The 16,537-nt window shown below is 70.7% G+C and carries 14 protein-coding genes and 1 pseudogene; 8 read left to right on the top strand and 7 right to left on the bottom strand.

Features of this window, described 5'->3' with window-relative positions; genetic code table 11:
* Positions 1 to 111: 111 nt before the first annotated feature.
* The gene (locus FVA80_RS04940) at positions 112 to 2,385 is read left to right on the top strand and encodes a ComEC/Rec2 family competence protein (RefSeq protein WP_147909314.1); all 2,274 of its coding nucleotides are present in this window, start codon (positions 112 to 114) and stop codon (positions 2,383 to 2,385) included.
* Here FVA80_RS04940 and lexA read toward each other — a convergent pair.
* A complete protein-coding gene (gene lexA / locus FVA80_RS04945) occupies positions 2,379 to 3,098 on the bottom strand; it encodes a transcriptional repressor LexA (RefSeq protein ID WP_147909315.1) in 720 nt (239 codons plus the stop codon). The genes FVA80_RS04940 and lexA overlap by 7 nt on opposite strands.
* Positions 3,099 to 3,418: 320 nt before the next feature.
* Between lexA and FVA80_RS04950 the strand changes: the two genes are divergently transcribed.
* Both FVA80_RS04950 and FVA80_RS04955 read left to right on the top strand, forming a co-directional pair.
* Positions 3,419 to 4,018, top strand: coding sequence for a biliverdin-producing heme oxygenase (locus FVA80_RS04950; RefSeq protein ID WP_147909316.1), 600 nt, complete (start codon positions 3,419 to 3,421; stop codon positions 4,016 to 4,018).
* Between the two features lie 250 nt (positions 4,019 to 4,268).
* On the top strand, positions 4,269 to 4,721 hold the full coding sequence (locus FVA80_RS04955; protein ID WP_147909317.1) for a hypothetical protein: 453 nt from the start codon (positions 4,269 to 4,271) through the stop codon (positions 4,719 to 4,721).
* A gap of 35 nt (positions 4,722 to 4,756) precedes the next feature.
* Here the strand turns inward: FVA80_RS04955 and FVA80_RS04960 are convergent, their stop codons facing one another.
* Positions 4,757 to 4,972, bottom strand: a complete 216-nt coding sequence (locus FVA80_RS04960) for a hypothetical protein (protein WP_147909318.1) — start codon at positions 4,970 to 4,972, stop codon at positions 4,757 to 4,759.
* Between FVA80_RS04960 and FVA80_RS04965 the strand changes: the two genes are divergently transcribed.
* Positions 4,971 to 5,171: a hypothetical protein gene (locus tag FVA80_RS04965; RefSeq protein ID WP_147909319.1), complete on the top strand. Its 201-nt coding sequence runs from the start codon at positions 4,971 to 4,973 to the stop codon at positions 5,169 to 5,171. The two genes, FVA80_RS04960 and FVA80_RS04965, sit on opposite strands and share 2 nt — an antisense overlap.
* A 56-nt stretch (positions 5,172 to 5,227) precedes the next feature.
* Positions 5,228 to 5,767: a formaldehyde-activating enzyme gene (gene fae / locus FVA80_RS04970; protein WP_147909320.1), complete on the top strand. Its 540-nt coding sequence runs from the start codon at positions 5,228 to 5,230 to the stop codon at positions 5,765 to 5,767.
* Here the strand turns inward: fae and FVA80_RS04975 are convergent, their stop codons facing one another.
* Genes FVA80_RS04975 through FVA80_RS04985 form a run of 3 tightly spaced genes read right to left on the bottom strand, consistent with a single transcriptional unit; the run spans position 5,768 to position 7,847 of the window.
* On the bottom strand, positions 5,768 to 6,235 hold the full coding sequence (locus tag FVA80_RS04975) for a hypothetical protein (RefSeq protein ID WP_147909321.1): 468 nt from the start codon (positions 6,233 to 6,235) through the stop codon (positions 5,768 to 5,770).
* 44 nt (positions 6,236 to 6,279) lie between these two features.
* On the bottom strand, positions 6,280 to 6,729 hold the full coding sequence (locus tag FVA80_RS04980; RefSeq protein WP_147909322.1) for a response regulator: 450 nt from the start codon (positions 6,727 to 6,729) through the stop codon (positions 6,280 to 6,282).
* Positions 6,726 to 7,847 (bottom strand): histidine kinase dimerization/phosphoacceptor domain -containing protein, encoded by a 1,122-nt coding sequence (locus FVA80_RS04985; protein ID WP_147909323.1) that lies wholly within the window; start codon positions 7,845 to 7,847, stop codon positions 6,726 to 6,728. Before FVA80_RS04985 ends, FVA80_RS04980 begins: the two co-directional genes overlap by 4 nt.
* Before the next feature lie 1,134 nt (positions 7,848 to 8,981).
* On the opposite strand from FVA80_RS04985, the gene FVA80_RS04990 reads away from it, so the two are divergent.
* The 3 genes from FVA80_RS04990 to FVA80_RS05000 all read left to right on the top strand — a co-directional run bounded on the left by FVA80_RS04990 (position 8,982) and on the right by FVA80_RS05000 (position 10,937).
* Positions 8,982 to 9,875, top strand: coding sequence for a cobalamin B12-binding domain-containing protein (locus FVA80_RS04990; protein WP_147910604.1), 894 nt, complete (start codon positions 8,982 to 8,984; stop codon positions 9,873 to 9,875).
* A gap of 51 nt (positions 9,876 to 9,926) precedes the next feature.
* Positions 9,927 to 10,343 carry a BLUF domain-containing protein gene (locus FVA80_RS04995; protein ID WP_147910605.1) on the top strand — a complete coding sequence of 139 codons (417 nt, stop codon included), beginning with the start codon at positions 9,927 to 9,929 and terminating at the stop codon, positions 10,341 to 10,343.
* A 126-nt stretch (positions 10,344 to 10,469) separates the two neighbouring features.
* Positions 10,470 to 10,937, top strand: coding sequence for a BLUF domain-containing protein (locus FVA80_RS05000; protein ID WP_147910606.1), 468 nt, complete (start codon positions 10,470 to 10,472; stop codon positions 10,935 to 10,937).
* A gap of 148 nt (positions 10,938 to 11,085) precedes the next feature.
* Here FVA80_RS05000 and FVA80_RS05005 read toward each other — a convergent pair.
* Together FVA80_RS05005 and FVA80_RS31015 are read right to left on the bottom strand one after the other, a co-directional pair.
* Positions 11,086 to 14,372: pseudogene (locus tag FVA80_RS05005) on the bottom strand (error-prone DNA polymerase).
* Positions 14,373 to 15,754: 1,382 nt separating this feature from the next.
* Entirely contained in the window at positions 15,755 to 16,234 is a 480-nt protein-coding gene (locus tag FVA80_RS31015) for a hypothetical protein (protein WP_246692268.1), read from the bottom strand.
* Between the last annotated feature and the right edge of the window lie 303 nt (positions 16,235 to 16,537).

A 16,537-nucleotide genomic window follows, 5' to 3' on the forward strand; every position in this document is an offset into this window, starting at 1 on the left:
CCCGTCGCACGGCGTGGCGCCCGTAGCACGAAGCGTCCGCTGTAGCACGGGCCGACGGGTGCGTTAAGAATCCCCGGCCGGGACTTGGTCGTCCGGCACGGGGCGGGGCGGATGCGGCGGATCGGCGCGAGGCTGGCGGGCGGCGCGGTGGCGCTGGCCGGCACGCGCCCGGTATCGATGCCGGCGCTCCGCGGCTGGCTCGCCGATGGGCTCACCCGGGAGGTCGAGCAGCGCCGCCTGTTCCCGTGGCTGGCGGTGGCGTTCGGCGCCGGGATCCTGGTCTTCTTCGGGTGTGCCGACGGGACGCCGTTCCTCGCCGCTCCCTTGGCCGGAGCGGCGCTCGCCCTCGCGCCGGCGCCGTTCCTGGGTGCGCGGCCGGGGGCACTCGCCCTTTGCCTGGCGCTGACAGCCGGCTTCCTGGGCTTCGCGGCGGCGACCTGGCGGGTCTCGCAGGTGGCGGCGCCGATCCTCACCCGCACCACAATCGGGCCGCTGACCGGGATGATCGAGGGGCTGGACGAGCGCGAGGTCGGCGCCCGGCTGGTGATCAGGGTCGAGAGCTTCGCCGGGCTCGAACCCGCTTTGAGGCCGCTTCGGGTGCGGGTCTCGTTCCGGAAGGCGCCATCCCTGCGGCCCGGGGACTTCATCGTCGCGACGGCAAGGTTGCTGCCGCCGCCCGAGGCGGCACGACCGGGCGGCTACGATTTCGCCCGGGATGCCTACTTTCAGGGACTCGGCGCGGTAGGCTCGCTGATCGGGGCGATCACGGTTCGAGAGCCGCCCACCCCGCCGCCTCTGCGCCTGCGACTGGCAGCCTTGCTGGACGAGGCCCGCAACGCGCTGACACGCCGGATCGCGCAGGCCGAGGGCGGGCAAGCGGGGGCCGTGGCGGCGGCCCTGGTCACGGGCAAGCGCGGCCTGATCGGACCGGCCGCCAACGATGCGCTCCGGGCGGCGGGCATCTATCACGTCGTTTCCATCTCGGGCCTCCACATGGTGCTGGCCGCCGGCGTGGTGTTCTGGCTGGTGCGGGCCGTCTTGGCGCTGGTGCCGTATTGCGCGCTGGTCTGGCCGATCAAGAAGATCGCCGCCGGGTTCGCGATGCTGGGCGTCACCGCCTATTGCGCGTTCTCGGGCTGGGACATCGCCGCCGAGCGCTCGCTGATCATGACGCTGATCATGCTCGGCGCGATCCTGGTCGACCGGCCGGCGCTGTCCATGCGCAACCTCGCGCTGGCCGCCCTGATAGCATTGGCGCGGGAACCCGAGGGCCTGCTCGGACCGAGCTTCCAGATGTCGTTCGGGGCGGTGGCCGGGCTGATCGCCTGCGCGCGGCTGATCGACGGACGCCTGTTCCAGCGTCCCGGGGCGGGGCGGATCGAGCGGTTCGTCGGCACCGGCCTCTCGGCCGTGACAGGCACCCTCGCGACGACCCTGGTGGCACAGGTCGCGACGGCGCCGTTCGCGACCTACCATTTCCAGACGGTCCAGCCGTTCGGCCTGATCGGCAACGCCCTGACCCTGCCGCTGGTCTCCCTGGTCGTGATGCCGGCGGCGGTGATCGGGATCCTGGCCTATCCCTTCGCCCTGGACCGGCCGATCTGGTGGCTGATGGGACAGGCGGTGGGCGGCATGCTGGCGATCTCCGAATGGATCGCCGGCTTCAATCGGGCCGTCCTGGTGCTGCCGGCCTTCGGCACCGGCGCGCTGATGCTGCTGGCGGCCGGGCTGCTGCTGGCGACGCTGCCGGTATCGCGACTGCGCTGGCTGGCCCTGCCGCCCGCCCTGCTCGGGCTCGGCCTCGCCGTCGTTCCGGAGCGATTTGACTTGTACGTCGACCGGCAGGGCGGTGGTGCGGCCGTGCGTGGACCGGACGGAGTCCTGTGGGCCCTCGGCAATCCTTCGGCCTTCGTGATGGAGCAGTGGCTGAAAGCGGATGGCGACGGGCGATCGGCGAAGGCGGTGATCCAGGCTTCGTCGGCTGTCGGACGGTGCGACCGGCTCGGCTGCACCGCAAGCCTGCCGGACGGCCGCGCCGTCGCCCTGGTCCGCGACCGGCGCGCCTTCACGGAGGACTGCGCCCGGGCGGCCCTGCTGATCTCGCGGCTCGCGGCGCCGCCCATCTGCACGGGGCCTCTGGTGATCGACCGCCGGGTGCTCGCCGAACGAGGCGCCGTCGCGCTCCGGGCCGACCGGGATGGCTTCACGGCACGCTATACCCGCGACACGGGCCGTACCATGCCTTGGCGGGCATCACCGGCTTCGCGGCCATCGCCTGTCCCACAACCGAAAGTGGTAACACCCTCCGAGCCGATCCCGGCCGAGGCCGACGTCGCCGGTTCCGAGGCCGCGCCCGGCGACGCGCCGGCCGAACCCCTTCAGTAGCGGCGGACGAGGCTGACGAGCCGCCCCTGGATCTGGACCCGGTCGGGCCCGAGCACGCGGGTCTCGTAGGCCGGGTTGGCGGCCTCCAGGGCGATCGAGGAGCCCCGGCGGCGGAGGCGCTTGAGCGTCGCCTCCTCGTCGTCGATCAGCGCCACGATGATGTCGCCGGTATTGGCCGTATCCTGCTTGCGGATCACCACGAGGTCACCGTCCAGGATGCCGGCATCGACCATCGAGTCGCCGCGGACCTCGAGGGCGTAATGCTCGCCGCCGGCTAGGAAGTCCGGCGACATGGTGATGGCGTGGCTCTGGTTCTGGATCGCCGAGACCGGCGTACCGGCCGCGATCCGGCCCATCACGGGGATCGAGATGGCGCGGCCGCCGTCGTCGATCATCCGGGCGGTCGCCGGCTGCGCCGGCAGCTTGGACTTCCCGCCCTCGACCACGCTCGGGGTGAAGCGGCGGGGCTCCGCAGGTGGAGCAGCCGCCTGGGACAGGCTCTCGGGGATGCGGATCACCTCGATGGCGCGCGCCCGGTTCGGCAGGCGGCGCAGGAAGCCGCGCTCCTCGAGGGCCGTGATCAGCCGGTGGATGCCCGATTTGGACTTCAGATCGAGGGCGTCCTTCATCTCGTCGAACGAGGGCGGGACGCCACATTCCTGCATGCGGCTCTGGATGAAACGCAGGAGGTCCAGCTGCTTGCGCGTGAGCATCGACGGGGGACTCGCGGCTTGGAGGACCGCATCGATGCGGTCGCGGAAACAAATCACGAACACGTTAAACGTTCCGCAAGTGTTCCGCAAGCGTGATCGGCTGAGCTTGATCGATCGGCGATGTGCGGATGCGGCCGTTGTGTGCCGTGACGCGGTCGCGCCGCCATGGCAGAACCGGTCTGGCCGGATCGGCACGATCCCGGGCCAGCCTCGGTGACCTGAATCGCCGGAATGGTCCATAGGCTGGGACGGTCAGAGTGGCGCGGCGGGCCGCTCACGTCTGCCCACGGCACCTTGCCCGGACGACAGACATAGATCGCATGGACGCCGCATCATCCGACATCGCCGAGACCTGCAGCCGCGTGAAGCGCCTGAGAGTGGCGACCGCGGCCGCCCATGATCAGCTTGATCGGCGCATCATGGCGGCAAAGCCGTTCGCGAGCCTGGAGCGCTACGCGCTGTTCCTCCAGATCCAGTACAGGTTCCATGCGGTCGTCGATCGAGTCTATCGCGATGGCGCGTTCGCCCATGTCCTGCCCGATCTCGACGGCAGGCGCCGACTGCCCCTGATCCAGCAGGATCTGCGCGATGTCGGAGCGCCCGTCCCTGACGGCGCGTCCGAGGAACATTTCGGGACGATCGAACCGGCGCAGGGATTGGGCTGGCTCTACGTCGCCGAGGGCTCGAATCTCGGGGCGGCCATCCTGCTCAAGGAGGCCCGGGCGCTCGGCCTGTCGGAAACCCACGGTGCGCGCCATCTTGCCGGACATCCCGAAGGACGCGGGTTGCATTGGCGGCTTTTCACGGCCGCCCTCGACCGGGTCGAACTCCGGGAGACCGGGGAGCAACGCGTCGCCGCGGGGGCGACGGAGGCGTTCCAGTTCGTGCGCCGGCTGGTCGGGGACGTCTTCGAGGACTGACGGCGCCGCCACCCGGTCGGATCGTTCCGCCGCCCTGGCGCAGCAACAAAGCCTGTCACGCGCGCCGTCCACCGCCGAGTCGGGCGATGACCGGTCGCGGACGCCTGGAACGGCATCTCGGGCGACAAACGAATTGACTGGGCAAGCGGCGCCGTTTCAATGCGCCGAGGTGCTTGACCCGGTCGGCGGGGCAGGCGGATCGTCCCGGCGGCTTCGAGACTGGGCTGGAATTGGGCTTGGGATGACGAGGATGCGACGCGCGGCTCTTCTGCCCATCGGTGCCGGGGCCGTCGGCTTGACGCTGGCCGGCTGCACCACCGGGTTCTCGTATATCTCGCGCAACTACGTGGCGCTCACCCCGCAGGTGGTCACCATCGGCTGCAAGGAGCCCTACGAGGTCTACGACAACCGGCAGGTGCGCCGGATGCTCGTCGTCTCGAACGCCCTGCGCGAGTACACCGGCTGCAATCTCAGCGAGGTGCGGATCGATCCCGATCCGGCCGCGACCCGGGTGAAGCGCTTCCGCACCGCCGCCCGCGCCTATCTCGACGAGACCGTGCGGGAGGATTGCCGGATCACCGGCGAGACGGTGTTCGATCCGCAGAAGAGCGAATTCACCTACGCCTGCGACGCGCCGATCGAGAAGCGGGGCACGGTGGTGCCGCGCCTGCCGGGCCGCAATCCGGGCTTCATCCAACAATGATCTGAGCCGCCCGCGCCGGCCCCGAGCCCGCCCGGTCAGGCGCCCGGCTTTGGGAAGGTGCGCTCGGCCGCATCGCCGGCCGCCGCCAGCAGGGCGCGGGCGAAGGCCCGGGCCTCCGCCCGGTCCAGCACGATCGCCGCGGTGACCGGGCCGCCGCCGAGGTCGGCGAGGGCGAGTTCGAGCCGTACCCCGTCCGGCATGGCGCTCGCCTGGAGGCTCCAGCCGCCCCCCCGATCCGTGCTCTCCGTCATGACATCCCTCCCGGCTGCCGGACCCGAGACAACGCCGCAGGCTCCGGCCGGAACGGCCCTGGCCCGGGACTGTTCCCGCGTCGCGCCGCACCCGACTTCCCTGCCCCGCGGATCCGAGTTCCTCAAGAGCGCCGGCCCGACCGTGGCGATCGCCGGGGTCGGCGCCCTCGACGGGGTCGGCCTGCTCCGGAGCGATTGACGCCGGCGCCTCGATGATGTCTCCCCCGGGCGACCTGACACGGGGAGTCGCGACACATGCAAGAGATCTGGTTCCGCACCGGCGAGGCCACCGTCCTGGCCGCCGACGGGCAGTACACCGACGCCATGCCCGAGGTGCTGATCGGCTCGGTCCGCGGGCCGGTGGGTCAGGCCTTCGCGTCGATGATGGGGCAGGTCCAGGGCCACACCCGGATGTTCGTGGTGCGCGACCTCAACCAGCTCGTGCGCCCCGCCACGATGATGACCACCAAGGCGACGATCCACACGGCCGAGTATGTCGAGCTGCTCGGCGGCGTCGTCCAGGCCGCCACCGGCGACGCGATCGTGGATTGCATCATCGAGGGCGTGCTGCCCAAGGACGGTCTCGACGAGCTGTGCATGATCATCATGATCTGGCTCGACCCGCGCTGCGCGGAGGACGACAACCTCGACCGCAAGGACCTGTACCGCACCAACTACGAGGCGACGAAGCTCGCCATCGCCCGGGCCCTCAAGGGCGAGCCGACCGTGGACGAGCTGATCGCCAACCGGAAGACCGTGAAGCATTACGCGCTTGAGGACGTGATCGAGTATTGATCAGCGCGGCGGGATGCGCCCCACCGAGCACAGGGTGCGCATCGCGCTGCTGCCGGGATCGGTGTAGCAGGAGGCGGACCAGCCGTTCTGCTGGATGAACGACTTGCGGCGGTCCGACAGGGCGGTCCGGTAGGCGTCGGCGATGATCGGCTCGACCCGCGCGGCCGGCTCGCCGACCAGGATCTCCGAGGCCGCCGCGAGGTCGCGGAAGAAGGCCGCCGAGGGAGCGGGCTCCGCGGAGGTCGCCTGCACGATCGGCTCGGCCCGGCAGGTCACGTCGAACTTGATCGGACCGGCCAGGCGGATGTCGATGCTCGGCCCGGCGCGCTTGCCGACCTTGCCGCCGATCGCCCCGGCGATCTGCTGGGCGAGGTCGTCACACGGCTCCGCCCGGGCGGCGAGGGGCAGGCCGGCCAGGGCCGCGAGGAATGTGACCAGGAGCGGGCGGGCGACGCGGAAGCTTGACATGGCCGGCACTCTACGCGCCGGGCCGGAGGTGTCGAGGGCGGCGTTCACTGCCGCATCTGGGCGAAGCTCTTGAGCAGGGCCGGGGCGAGGCGCATCCCGGTCGGCACCAGCTCGGCCGGCGGCGGCCGGCGGACGCAATCCTCGAGGTAGGCCAGGGATTCCTCCAGGACCGCTCCGGTGAACGGCTTGGCGATCACCGCCGTGGCGCCCTCCAGATCGTCCGAGAGGGCCCGGGCGTTGGCGGTCATGAAGGCGGCCGTGATGCCGCCGATGGCGCGCACCGCGTGCGCCACGTCCACGCCCGAGGAATCATCGCCGAGGCGCAGGTCGATCAGCACCAGTTCGGGCCGGGTTTCGTGGACGAGGGCGATCGCCTCTGCCGCCGTCATGGCGGTGCCCACGACGCGATAGCCGGCCTCCTCCAGCATCATCTCGATCTGCATCAGGATCAGGGCCTCGTCCTCGACGACGAGGATTCGCATCGGCTCGCTCATCTGGCCTCCGGACCGGTAGCCAATTCGCGGGGCAGGCGAACGTTGACGATCGTGCCCGGGTCGTTCGCCTGCCAGGCGATGCTGGCATTGAGCTGGCGGCAGAGGGTGCCGATCAGCCGCTTGCCGAACGAGCGCTGCTCCATGACCTGCACGGGCATGCCGACGCCGTCGTCGGCGATCTTGATGGTGAAGTGGCGGTCGTCCGGCGCCACCGTCACGGAGAGCCGGCCGGCGCGGTGGTCCGGGAAGGCGTGCTTGAGGGCGTTGGTGATCAGCTCGTTCATCATCAGGGCCACCGGCGGGGCCTTTGTCACCGGGATCTCCACGGTTTCCAGATCCAGGTGCAGGCGGATCCGGTCGGTCCCGGAACCGCGGATCAGGTCGGTGGCGAGGTCGCGGGCGAACTCGGCCACGTCGAACCGCTCGACGTTGTTGGACTGGTAGAGCCTGCGGTGGACCGTGCCGAGGGCCTCCACCCGGGTCAGCATGGATTCCATCGCGGCGCGGGCGGCGGGATCGGTGATCGCCCGCGTCTGCATGGCCAGGAGGGCCGCGATCATCTGGAGGTTGTTCTTGACCCGATGATCGACCTCGTGGACCAGCATGGTCTGCGTGGCCAGGGCCTCGGTGAGGTCGCGGGTCCGGCGGGCGACCTCGGCCTCGAAATGGTCCTTCTCCTTCTGCACCTGCAGGTGCGCGTCGACGCGATCGGTGACGTCGAGCTGCGAGGCGAAGAAGAACAGCACCTCGCCGGCCTCGTTGGCGACGGGGCTGAGATACAGGGCGTTCCAGAACGGCGCCCCGTCCTTGCGATAGTTCAGGACGTCGATCGCGATGTCGCGCTGGGCCGCCACGGCCTCCCGGATCAGCGCCACGGCGCCCCGGTCGGTGTCGGGCCCCTGGAGGAAGCGGCAGTTGCGGCCGAGCACATCCTGGCGGTCATAGCCGCTCATCCGCAGGAACGCGTCGTTGGCGAAGACGATCGGGTTGTCGGGCAGGCGCGGATTGGTCACGATCATCGCCATCCGCGTGGCACGGACCGCGGCGGCGAACGGATCGCCCTTGCCGTGTTCGGCATCGAGCCGGTCCGTCAGATGCCAAGCGTCGGGCTGTTCCATCGAATCGACTCTTTCATGCCCGGCGTTCGTGACCTCCGGCAATTGGCTGGGCCTGCGCGGTCGCAGTGCCGAACGCTCAACGGCCAATCAGAAGATTGGGTTCAGCCCAGTCTCACTTTGATTCTGGAATCGACCAGACAGGATGCCGCACGGGTGGGCCCCGGTCCGGTTTTGCGGGCGCGCCGGCCACGCGATCTCCCGACAGGCTTCATCGTCCCCGCGCGCTTGGTGCGCCGGGGGCATGGCCCAAGAAGATTCAGCACGCTGGACGCGGGACGCCGCGGGAACCCAGGTGTCGGCCAAGTTACGCGCGGGATCCGATCCCCGCGGCGACCCGCGGCATCGGCCGGGCATGGTCCCCGGCCGGTGCCGTCTGTCTCGTCGCGATGTCTGTGCGACGCCCCGATCCCCGCGACTCCGTGTTAGCGGTCACTGCCCATGGCGCCCAAGCCGCAATCGCAGCCGAGACGCCCCCGGAACCCGCATCACCGCCGTGGCCTTCCACCCGACATCCGCCTCGTAGTGGGCGGGTCCGCAGGTTTCTGAGGGTCACGCCCAGATCCGGGTCGCCGCGGGGGCATTTCCGCACCCCGCCGGGCAGACTACCGCCCGATCTTCACGCCCGTATCCGAGACACGCCCTGCATCGGCACGCCGCCCGGGGCGATGGCGGCTGAGAGCCACCGACGCGGGCATCGCCCCATCCCCCGAGCCCGCCGGTCAGCCACCGGACGGACCCCCGAGGAGCGCCGTGGAGTCACCCCCACACCGCCGAAGGACAGGTGACGGCTAATGAGCACAAAATAGGAACATTGTCAAGGGCGGCGTGGCGGTCGATGGGTCTGCGTCTTCATGCGCCGAGACGGGATCCGACGTTTGGTGCCGTCTACAACGGCTGGGGAGCAGTCGGTCCGCCCGAGGCTGCGGTCGACGAGGGGCGGACGTTCGAAGACCTGTATCTCCCGCCTGACGGCTGTACTTCTCTGCCCGCCGTAAACTGCTGATATCGGGCGAGCGCGGTAGGAGAGTCGTCTCCTTTACAACGCGCGCATTTGCGTCTCTCCTGCGCCCCGTACTCGCCGACGACGGTCAATAACAAACGGGGATGCCAACCCCGGACCATGGGGAGGAGGCAATGCTGGATCAGGGATCAACCCACCGAGAGTGGGCCGATCTGATCACGGAGGGGATCGCCGAAGCGGCGTATGCCCGGGAGGATTATGCACGACGAAGATCCGTCGACGAGGCACGGCACCGGACCCTAGCGCTTGGCCGCATCGTTCAGACGGACATCATCCCGCGGATGATGCTGGTCGATCGCGGCGAGAGGGAGGTCCGGTCGGACGTCCTGCCGAAGCTGGAAGCGGAAACGGTCGCGGGCTTCACGGACCTGATCCTCGGGCACGACGTCACGGCCCTCATGGACGCCTTCACCGCCCTGACGGCCAAGGGATATTCCGTCGACGACCTGTTCCTCGACCTGTTGGCACCTTCGGCGGCCCTGCTGGGGCGCATGTGGGACGACGATCTGTGCGACTTCATCGAGGTCACGGCCGGCCTCGCCCAACTCCAGTTCCTGTTGGCCACGTTCCGCACGGACGGAGGCGTCGCGCCCTACGATAGCGGGCGCCGCATCCTCCTGATGGGAGCACCGGGCGAACTTCACACCTTCGGCTTGGCCATCGTCGAACAGTTCATGCGGAAGGCCGGCTGGCATGCGGATAGCGGGCTTGCCTCCAGCCCCCAGGAGATCGCCGATCTCGTCGCTTCGGAGCGGTTCGGCGTCGTGGGTCTGACGCTGAGCCGGGAGAGCCATCTCGATCAACTCGCCGCCTCGATCCAGGCGGTACGACGGGCGTCGCTCAACCCCTCGATCGGCGTCATGGTCGGGGGACCCGTCTTCCTGGAGCATCCCGAATACGTCGAACGGGTCGGCGCCGATGCCTCGGCGGTCGATGCACCCACCGCGGTTCTGCTCGCGCAGAGATTGCTCACATCCGCCTTCGAGCCTGCGAACGACCGAACGTAGATCTCTCTACCGATCCGAACCAATCCGACGGCCCGATAGGATCCAGCAGCCATGTCTGTCGTTCAGCTCATCTATGCCTCACGCCCCTTTGGGTTTGACCAAGCGATGCTCAACGGCATCCTATCGCAATCGCGGCGATGCAACGCGCGAGATGGGATCACTGGCGCCCTCATCTGTAGGGCCGATGTCTACATGCAGTTGTTGGAGGGCTCGGCCGAAGCGCTGGATGACACGTATGCTCGGATCTTGCGGGACGACCGGCATTTGGAGATCAGGCGATTGTCCTATCACACTGTGACGGACCGATTATTCCCGCGCTGGGCCATGCGTGACGATCCGGCCCGATCTTGGATGTGGTCACAAGCTGAAGTCGCGAACGGCGCGATAGACCGGGCCACTCCTGTGCAAGCATTGAAAGTCTTCGAGCGGCTTGCGGCCGAACGCGGCGACGCGCTTCGCGACTCATGAACCGCTGAGCGATCCGCAACGTATGAGTCTCGACCGGATTGGACCGGCGCCGCCCCGCATATGCGGGCGCGGGTCCGATTGAGGTCGCGGCTTGATTACAGTGTCACACATCAAGCGAGCTTACTCATGTTCGACGAATACGGCATCCCGCGCGGCGTCGAGTTAGACGAAGCTGCGCTGCCCAAACTCTACCATTTTGTCTATTGCAGTCGTGCCGCCGAGGGCGTTGACGACGCCGAAGTCTGCCGCATCGTCGAGACGGCCCAGCGCAACAATTTCGAACACGGCATCACCGGGGTGCTGGTTTTCGGCAGCGGCGTCTTCTTCCAGTGGATCGAGGGGCCGGCCGCCAAGATCCAGAACCTGATCGCGATTTTGCATCGCGACAAGCGGCATCACGACATCGTTTCGCTGAGCCAGAGCGAAGAAGAACGAGAGCGTCTTTACCCGAACTGGGACATGGAGAAAGTCGAGGCCGAGGATATCCGTCTCGTGTTGGAAGATGCGCTCGAAAACGCAGACGATAAAAACAATCGTGCGACGCTGACGCGGATCCTCGAACAACTCGATGCGGGTCCACTTGGTCGAGGCTGATCGGGGCCCCTATCCGCTTTTCGGCAGATCCTAGGAGCACCGTGTACGCCTCGATCGGGTCGCCGGCAGGCGCTGCCAAGCGTCTGTCATCCGCCGCTCGGTCGCGTCGCTGCGCACGCGTTCGCGGCGGGCGTCCCCGGTCGAACGCTCAATGGAAATCCCGGCTCGGATACGCCCGCCGGTCCTGAGGCGCCCCGAAATCGGTGGTCTCGGGGGGCAGCTTCATCCCGGCGGCGCGCAGGTCGCGCAGGGATTCCGTCAGATCGCGAAATCCCTCGGCGACCAAGTGGACCACCCCCTCGGCTCGCTGCACCCGGCCGCGCACGGCGAGGAAACGGGCCTGCATGGCGGCCCGGCGGTTCGCCTCGAACACCGTCTTCCAGATGATCACGTTGGCGATGCCGGTCTCGTCCTCCAGGGTCAGGAACACCACGCCCTTGGCGGTGCCCGGCCGCTGGCGGATCAGCACCAGGCCCGCCACCGTGACCCGGGCGCCCTGGGGCAGGGCCGGATCCTGATGGGCCCGGGCCGGGATCGCGCCGATCCGGGCGAGCCGGCCCCGGAAGAACGCGACCGGGTGCCCCTGCAGGGACAGGCCGGTGGCGGCGTAATCCTCGGCCACCGCCTCGGACAGGGGCAGCGAGGGCAGGTCCACGTTCGGCTCGTGCCGGAACAGGCCGTCGTCGGCGTGCCAGGCGAACAGCGGCAGCGGCGCGTCGAGGAGGTGGCCGCGCCGCTCGGTGCCGTCCGCCTTGGCCGCCCTCCGGGCCGAGGTGCCCTCGAGGGTCCGCACCATCCACAGGGCGGCGCGCCGATCGAGGCCGAGCGACCGGAACGCATCGGCCTCGGCCAGGCGCTCCAAGGCGTTGCGTGGCAAGGCGAGGGCCGCCTGCAGGCCCTCGATGCTGGCATAGCCGTTGGCGCGAAGCCGGACGAGCCGGTGCATCGCGGCCTCGGGCAGGCCGTTCACCTGGCGCAGGCCGAGACGCACCGCGTGCAGCTTCGGATCCCCGGCCGGCTCCAGGGTGCAGTCCCAGGCGCTGGCGTTGACGCAGACGCCCCGCACCTCGACCCCGTGGGCGCGGGCGTCCCGCACCAGCTGGGCCGGCTGGTAGAAGCCCATCGGCTGGGCGTTGAGGATCGCGGCCAGGAACACGTCCGGGTGCCGGCACTTCATCCAGGCCGAGGCGTAGACCAGGAGCGCGAAGCTCGCCGCGTGGCTCTCCGGGAAACCGTAGGTAGAGAACCCCTTGATCTGCGCGAAGCAGCGCTGGGCGAAATCCGCCGGGTAGCCGCGGCGGGTCATCCCGCCCACGAACTTCTGCTCGAAGCCGCCGATCGTGCCGACATGCCGGAACGTCGCCATCGCCCGGCGCAGGCCGTCGGCCTCGGCCGGGGTGAAGCCCGCCGCCGTGATGGCGATCTGCATCGCGTGCTCCTGGAACAGCGGCACGCCGTAGGTTTTTTTCAGGACTTCCTTCAGCTCGTCCGCATCGCCGTGGGCGGGGTCGGGCGACGGATAGACCACCGGCTCCTGCCCCGACCGCCGGCGCAGGTAGGGATGGACCATGTCGCCCTGGATCGGGCCCGGGCGCACGATCGCCACCTGGACGACGAGGTCGTAGAATTCCTTCGGCTTGAGGCGGGGCAGCATCGACATCTGCGCCCGGCTCTCGACCTGGAACACGCCGACGGAATCGGCCTTCGCCAGCATCGCGTAGGTGTCGGGATCCTCCCGGGGCAGGTCGGCCAGGGTCTCGTAGAAGACGCCGTGGTCCGTCTCCAGAAAATCGAGGCCGCGCTTGAGGCAGGTCAGCATGCCGAGCGCCAGCACGTCGACCTTCATCAGGCCGATCGCGTCGATGTCGTCCTTGTCCCACTCGATGAAGGTGCGGTCCGCCATGGCGCCGTTGCCCACCGGCACGGTCTCGTCGAGGCGCCCGCGGGTCAGGATGAAGCCGCCGACATGCTGCGACAGGTGGCGAGGGAAGCCGATCAGCTGGTGCGCGAGGTCGAGCGCCTGCCGGAGCACCGGGTTGTCGGGGTCGAGGCCGGCCTCGCGCACGTGCTTGTCCGGCACGTCCTTGCCCCAGGAGCCCCAGACCGTGTCGGCGATCGCCGCGGTCACGTCCTCGGTGAGCCCCAAGACCTTGCCGACCTCCCGGATCGCCATGCGCGGACGGTAGTGGATCACCGTGGCGCAGAGGGCGGCACGCTCCCGCCCGTAGCGGTGGTAGAGGTGCTGGATCACCTCCTCCCGCCGCTCGTGCTCGAAATCGACGTCGATGTCGGGGGGCTCGCCCCGGTTCTCGGAGATGAACCGGGCGAACAGCAGCCGGTGCTTGGACGGGTCCACCGCGGTGATGCCCAGGCAGAAGCACACGGCGGAATTGGCCGCCGAGCCGCGCCCCTGGCACAGGATCCCCCGGCTCCGGGCGAACTCGACCACGTCGAACAGGGTCAGGAAGTAGCGGGCGTAGTCCAGCTTGGCGATGAGCCGCAGCTCCTCGCCGAGCGTGGCCCCGACCGAGTCCGGGACGGCGCCGGCATAGCGCCAGCGCGCCCGCTCCCAGGTCTTCTCCTCCAGGTATTCCTGGGCCGTGCGCCCGGGGGGCACCGGCTCGTCGGGATACTCGTAGTGCAGCTGCGACAGGCAGAAGGTGCAGGCCTGCGCGATCTCGACCGTGCGGGCGAGCGCCTCCGGATGGTCGGCGAACAGCCGGGCGATCTCGGAGGGCGGCTTCAGGTGGCGCTCGGCGTTGGCCTCCAGCCGATAGCCGGCCTCCCCGATCCGGCAGCGTTCGCGGATGCAGGCCACCACGTCCTGGAGCGGGCGCCGGTCGGGATGGTGGTAGAGCGCATCCGAGATCGCGACCATGGGCGCCCCGTAGGTCTCCCCCAGCTCGGCCAGGAGGCCGAGACGGCGGCGCTCGTCGCCCCGCCGCGCATGGCTCGCCCTGAGCCAGGTCCGGACGCGGCGGCAGCCAGGGCCTCGAGCCGCCCGAGGAAGCCGTCCGGGGCCGCGGGCGCCGGCTCCGGCGGGATCGCGATGAACATCTGTCCCTCGGCGGCCTCCAGCATCTCGGCGAAGGAGAACTGGCACGCGCCCTTGCGGCTGCGCCGGTTGCCCTGGGTGAGCAACCGGCAGAGGCGGCCCCAGGCCTGCCGGTCCACCGGATAGGTCACGGCCTCGAACCCGTCCTCGGTGACGAGGCGCACGCCCGGCAGGACACGGATCGCCACGCCCTCCGCCGCGAGGGCCTGGGCCGCCGCATGGGCCCGCACCACCCCGGCCACGGTGTTGCGGTCGGCGACCCCGATCGCGGCGAGCCCGTAGGCTGCGCCTTGCACGACGTATTCCTGCGGATGCGAGGCGCCGCGTAAAAACGAGAAGTTCGTGGTCAGGGCGAGTTCGGCGTAGGCGGGATCGCTCATGGGAACACCCCGTGCACGAACCAGGCGGCCGGGCGGCCGGGGGCGTGCGGCCCGTCCCGGTACAGCCAGAGCCTTCGGCCGGCCGCGCACTCGACCCGGTAATAGTCCCGGGCCTGGCCGGATGCGCGCCCCGTTCGCCGCCGCCGGCATCCCGCCGGCGGCGGGCGCGTCGGGCGGTGCCACCACTCGGCCGCGATCCGCTCCGGCCCTCGGCATGGACGATCGCGTGGATCCGGGCGCGCCAGCGGAAGCGCCGGGGCGGTCCCTCGGGCACCGTGGACAGCACGTCGAGGGCAGCCTCGCCCGGGAACAGCACCAGGGGCCGGGGCGGGAGGTGGTCCGGCCAGGGCGTCGGGTCTGCAGTCCACGGGAGGGTGTGGCCGGCCCGGCTCCGGAGGTGGCTCGCCCGCGCCCCGAGGCGCAGGAGCGGCCGGCCGAGCCTCTGCGCCAGGGCGTCGGCCAGGACTCCGATCCCGTCCCCCTGGGGCGACGCCCCGAGATCCGTCTGGCGGGCCGTCATCGGCCCGGTCACCGTGACGGTGAGCGCCACGGTCTCGAAGCCGAAGCCGGCGTCGAGAGCCGCCCCGAGGCGGTCGAGGCGCAGGGAGACCAGGGTGGCGACGCGCTCGGGACAGCGCTCGGGCCGGGACAGGCCGAGATCGAGGGCGCGCGTGACCCCGTCGACCCGGTGCAGGACGAGGCGCAGGGCGCAGGCGCCGACCCCGTCGCGCTCCAGCCGGGGGGCGATCTCCGCCATCAGCAGCCGGGCGGTGACGACGATGTCCGACTGCCGGCCGATCGGGTCGAGGAAGCCCCGGGCGGCCCGGTACGCGGCCTCCTCGGTGAGCGGCGCCAGGGGTTCGGGCCGGCAGCCCATCGCCCGGTCGAGGCGGCAGCAGGGCCTCGCCGAAGCGGCGGGCCAGCGGCCCCGGGCGAGGGCGTCGATCCTCGCCGACCCGGCGCAGGCCGAGCCGCCTCAGGCCCGAGACCGTGCTGCCGGGATCGGGCGCAGGGCCTCCACGGGCAGCCCCGAGGGCCCGGGCGGCCCGGGGTACGACTCCACCCGGGTCGGCGGCGCCGAAGCGGGCCACAGCGAAGGCGCCGCCGGGGATGGGCCAGCGCGATCGGGCGGGAATCTTCGACCGGGCGAGGCGCCCGGCGAGGTCGTCCACGAGGGGGCCCTCGCCCTGCGCAGGTGGCTCGCCCGGCGACGTCGACGTAAAACCCGTCCGCGGCCTCGGCCGGCCCGAATGAGCACCCTAGCGTAGCCCCCCAGCGGCAGAGCCGCAGCAGCGCCGCCCGGTCGGCTTCCGGGATCGGCGGGTAGACCTGGGCGGGCACGCCGATCCGCGCCCGGACCCGGCCCAGGAGTTGAACCGGCCTCAAGCCGAGGGCACCCGCCCCGGGTCGAGGGCGAGGAGCCGCAGGCCGCCGGGCCCTCGGCCGCCACCGCGAGCGGGCCCTCGGTCAGTGCGCGGACCGGCCCGCCGCAACCGCGTCACGGGCCAATGGCTCAGGCAGACGCAGACGATGCGCGGCATGGTCCCACTCCAGAAGCCAGTCGCCGCCCCGGCCGTTGCGGCAGCGATCGAGGCGCGCCCGCCAGCGCGGGCTGTCGAGGGTGCCGAACCGGTCCCGGGCGGCCGGAGCCGGAGCGATCCCGCCACCGGGTAGGCGGCGCCGTTAAGCAGCCCGGCCTCGGCGGGCTGCAGGATCGCTGAGCGGCGGCCCGTCGCTCTCCGTGCCCCTTCGGCGGCGAAGCTGCAGGCGCCGGCCGGCTTCAGCGGCAGGCCGTCCTGAACCAGGCCGACGAGCGCCGACAAGGTGCGGGCGTGGAGCGCCGCCTCGAGCGCGCGGAACACCTCCGCGTCGCCGCCCGCTTCCAGCAGGAGCAGCCGGGCGGATCCAGGCCGAGGCCGGCTCGGCCGGGCCCGTGGGGCAACGGCTGGTCTGGGGCGGCGGCGATCAGCGCCGCGCCTTTGCGTGCGGGCGAGCGGCACAGAGCGCTAGCGGCGAAGCTCAGGGCCGCGATCGCGTCCGCAGGCTCGGCCGGGGCGATTTCGTGCGGCGGCCCGAGCGCCAGACCGCCGCCGGGCAGGTGCGCGTCGATCGCCGGCAGATCCAGGGACAGGACCGACGGCGGGCTGCCTGACCAGCCGACGCGG

The sequence above is a fragment of the Methylobacterium sp. WL1 genome, from assembly GCF_008000895.1.
Taxonomy (GTDB): domain Bacteria; phylum Pseudomonadota; class Alphaproteobacteria; order Rhizobiales; family Beijerinckiaceae; genus Methylobacterium.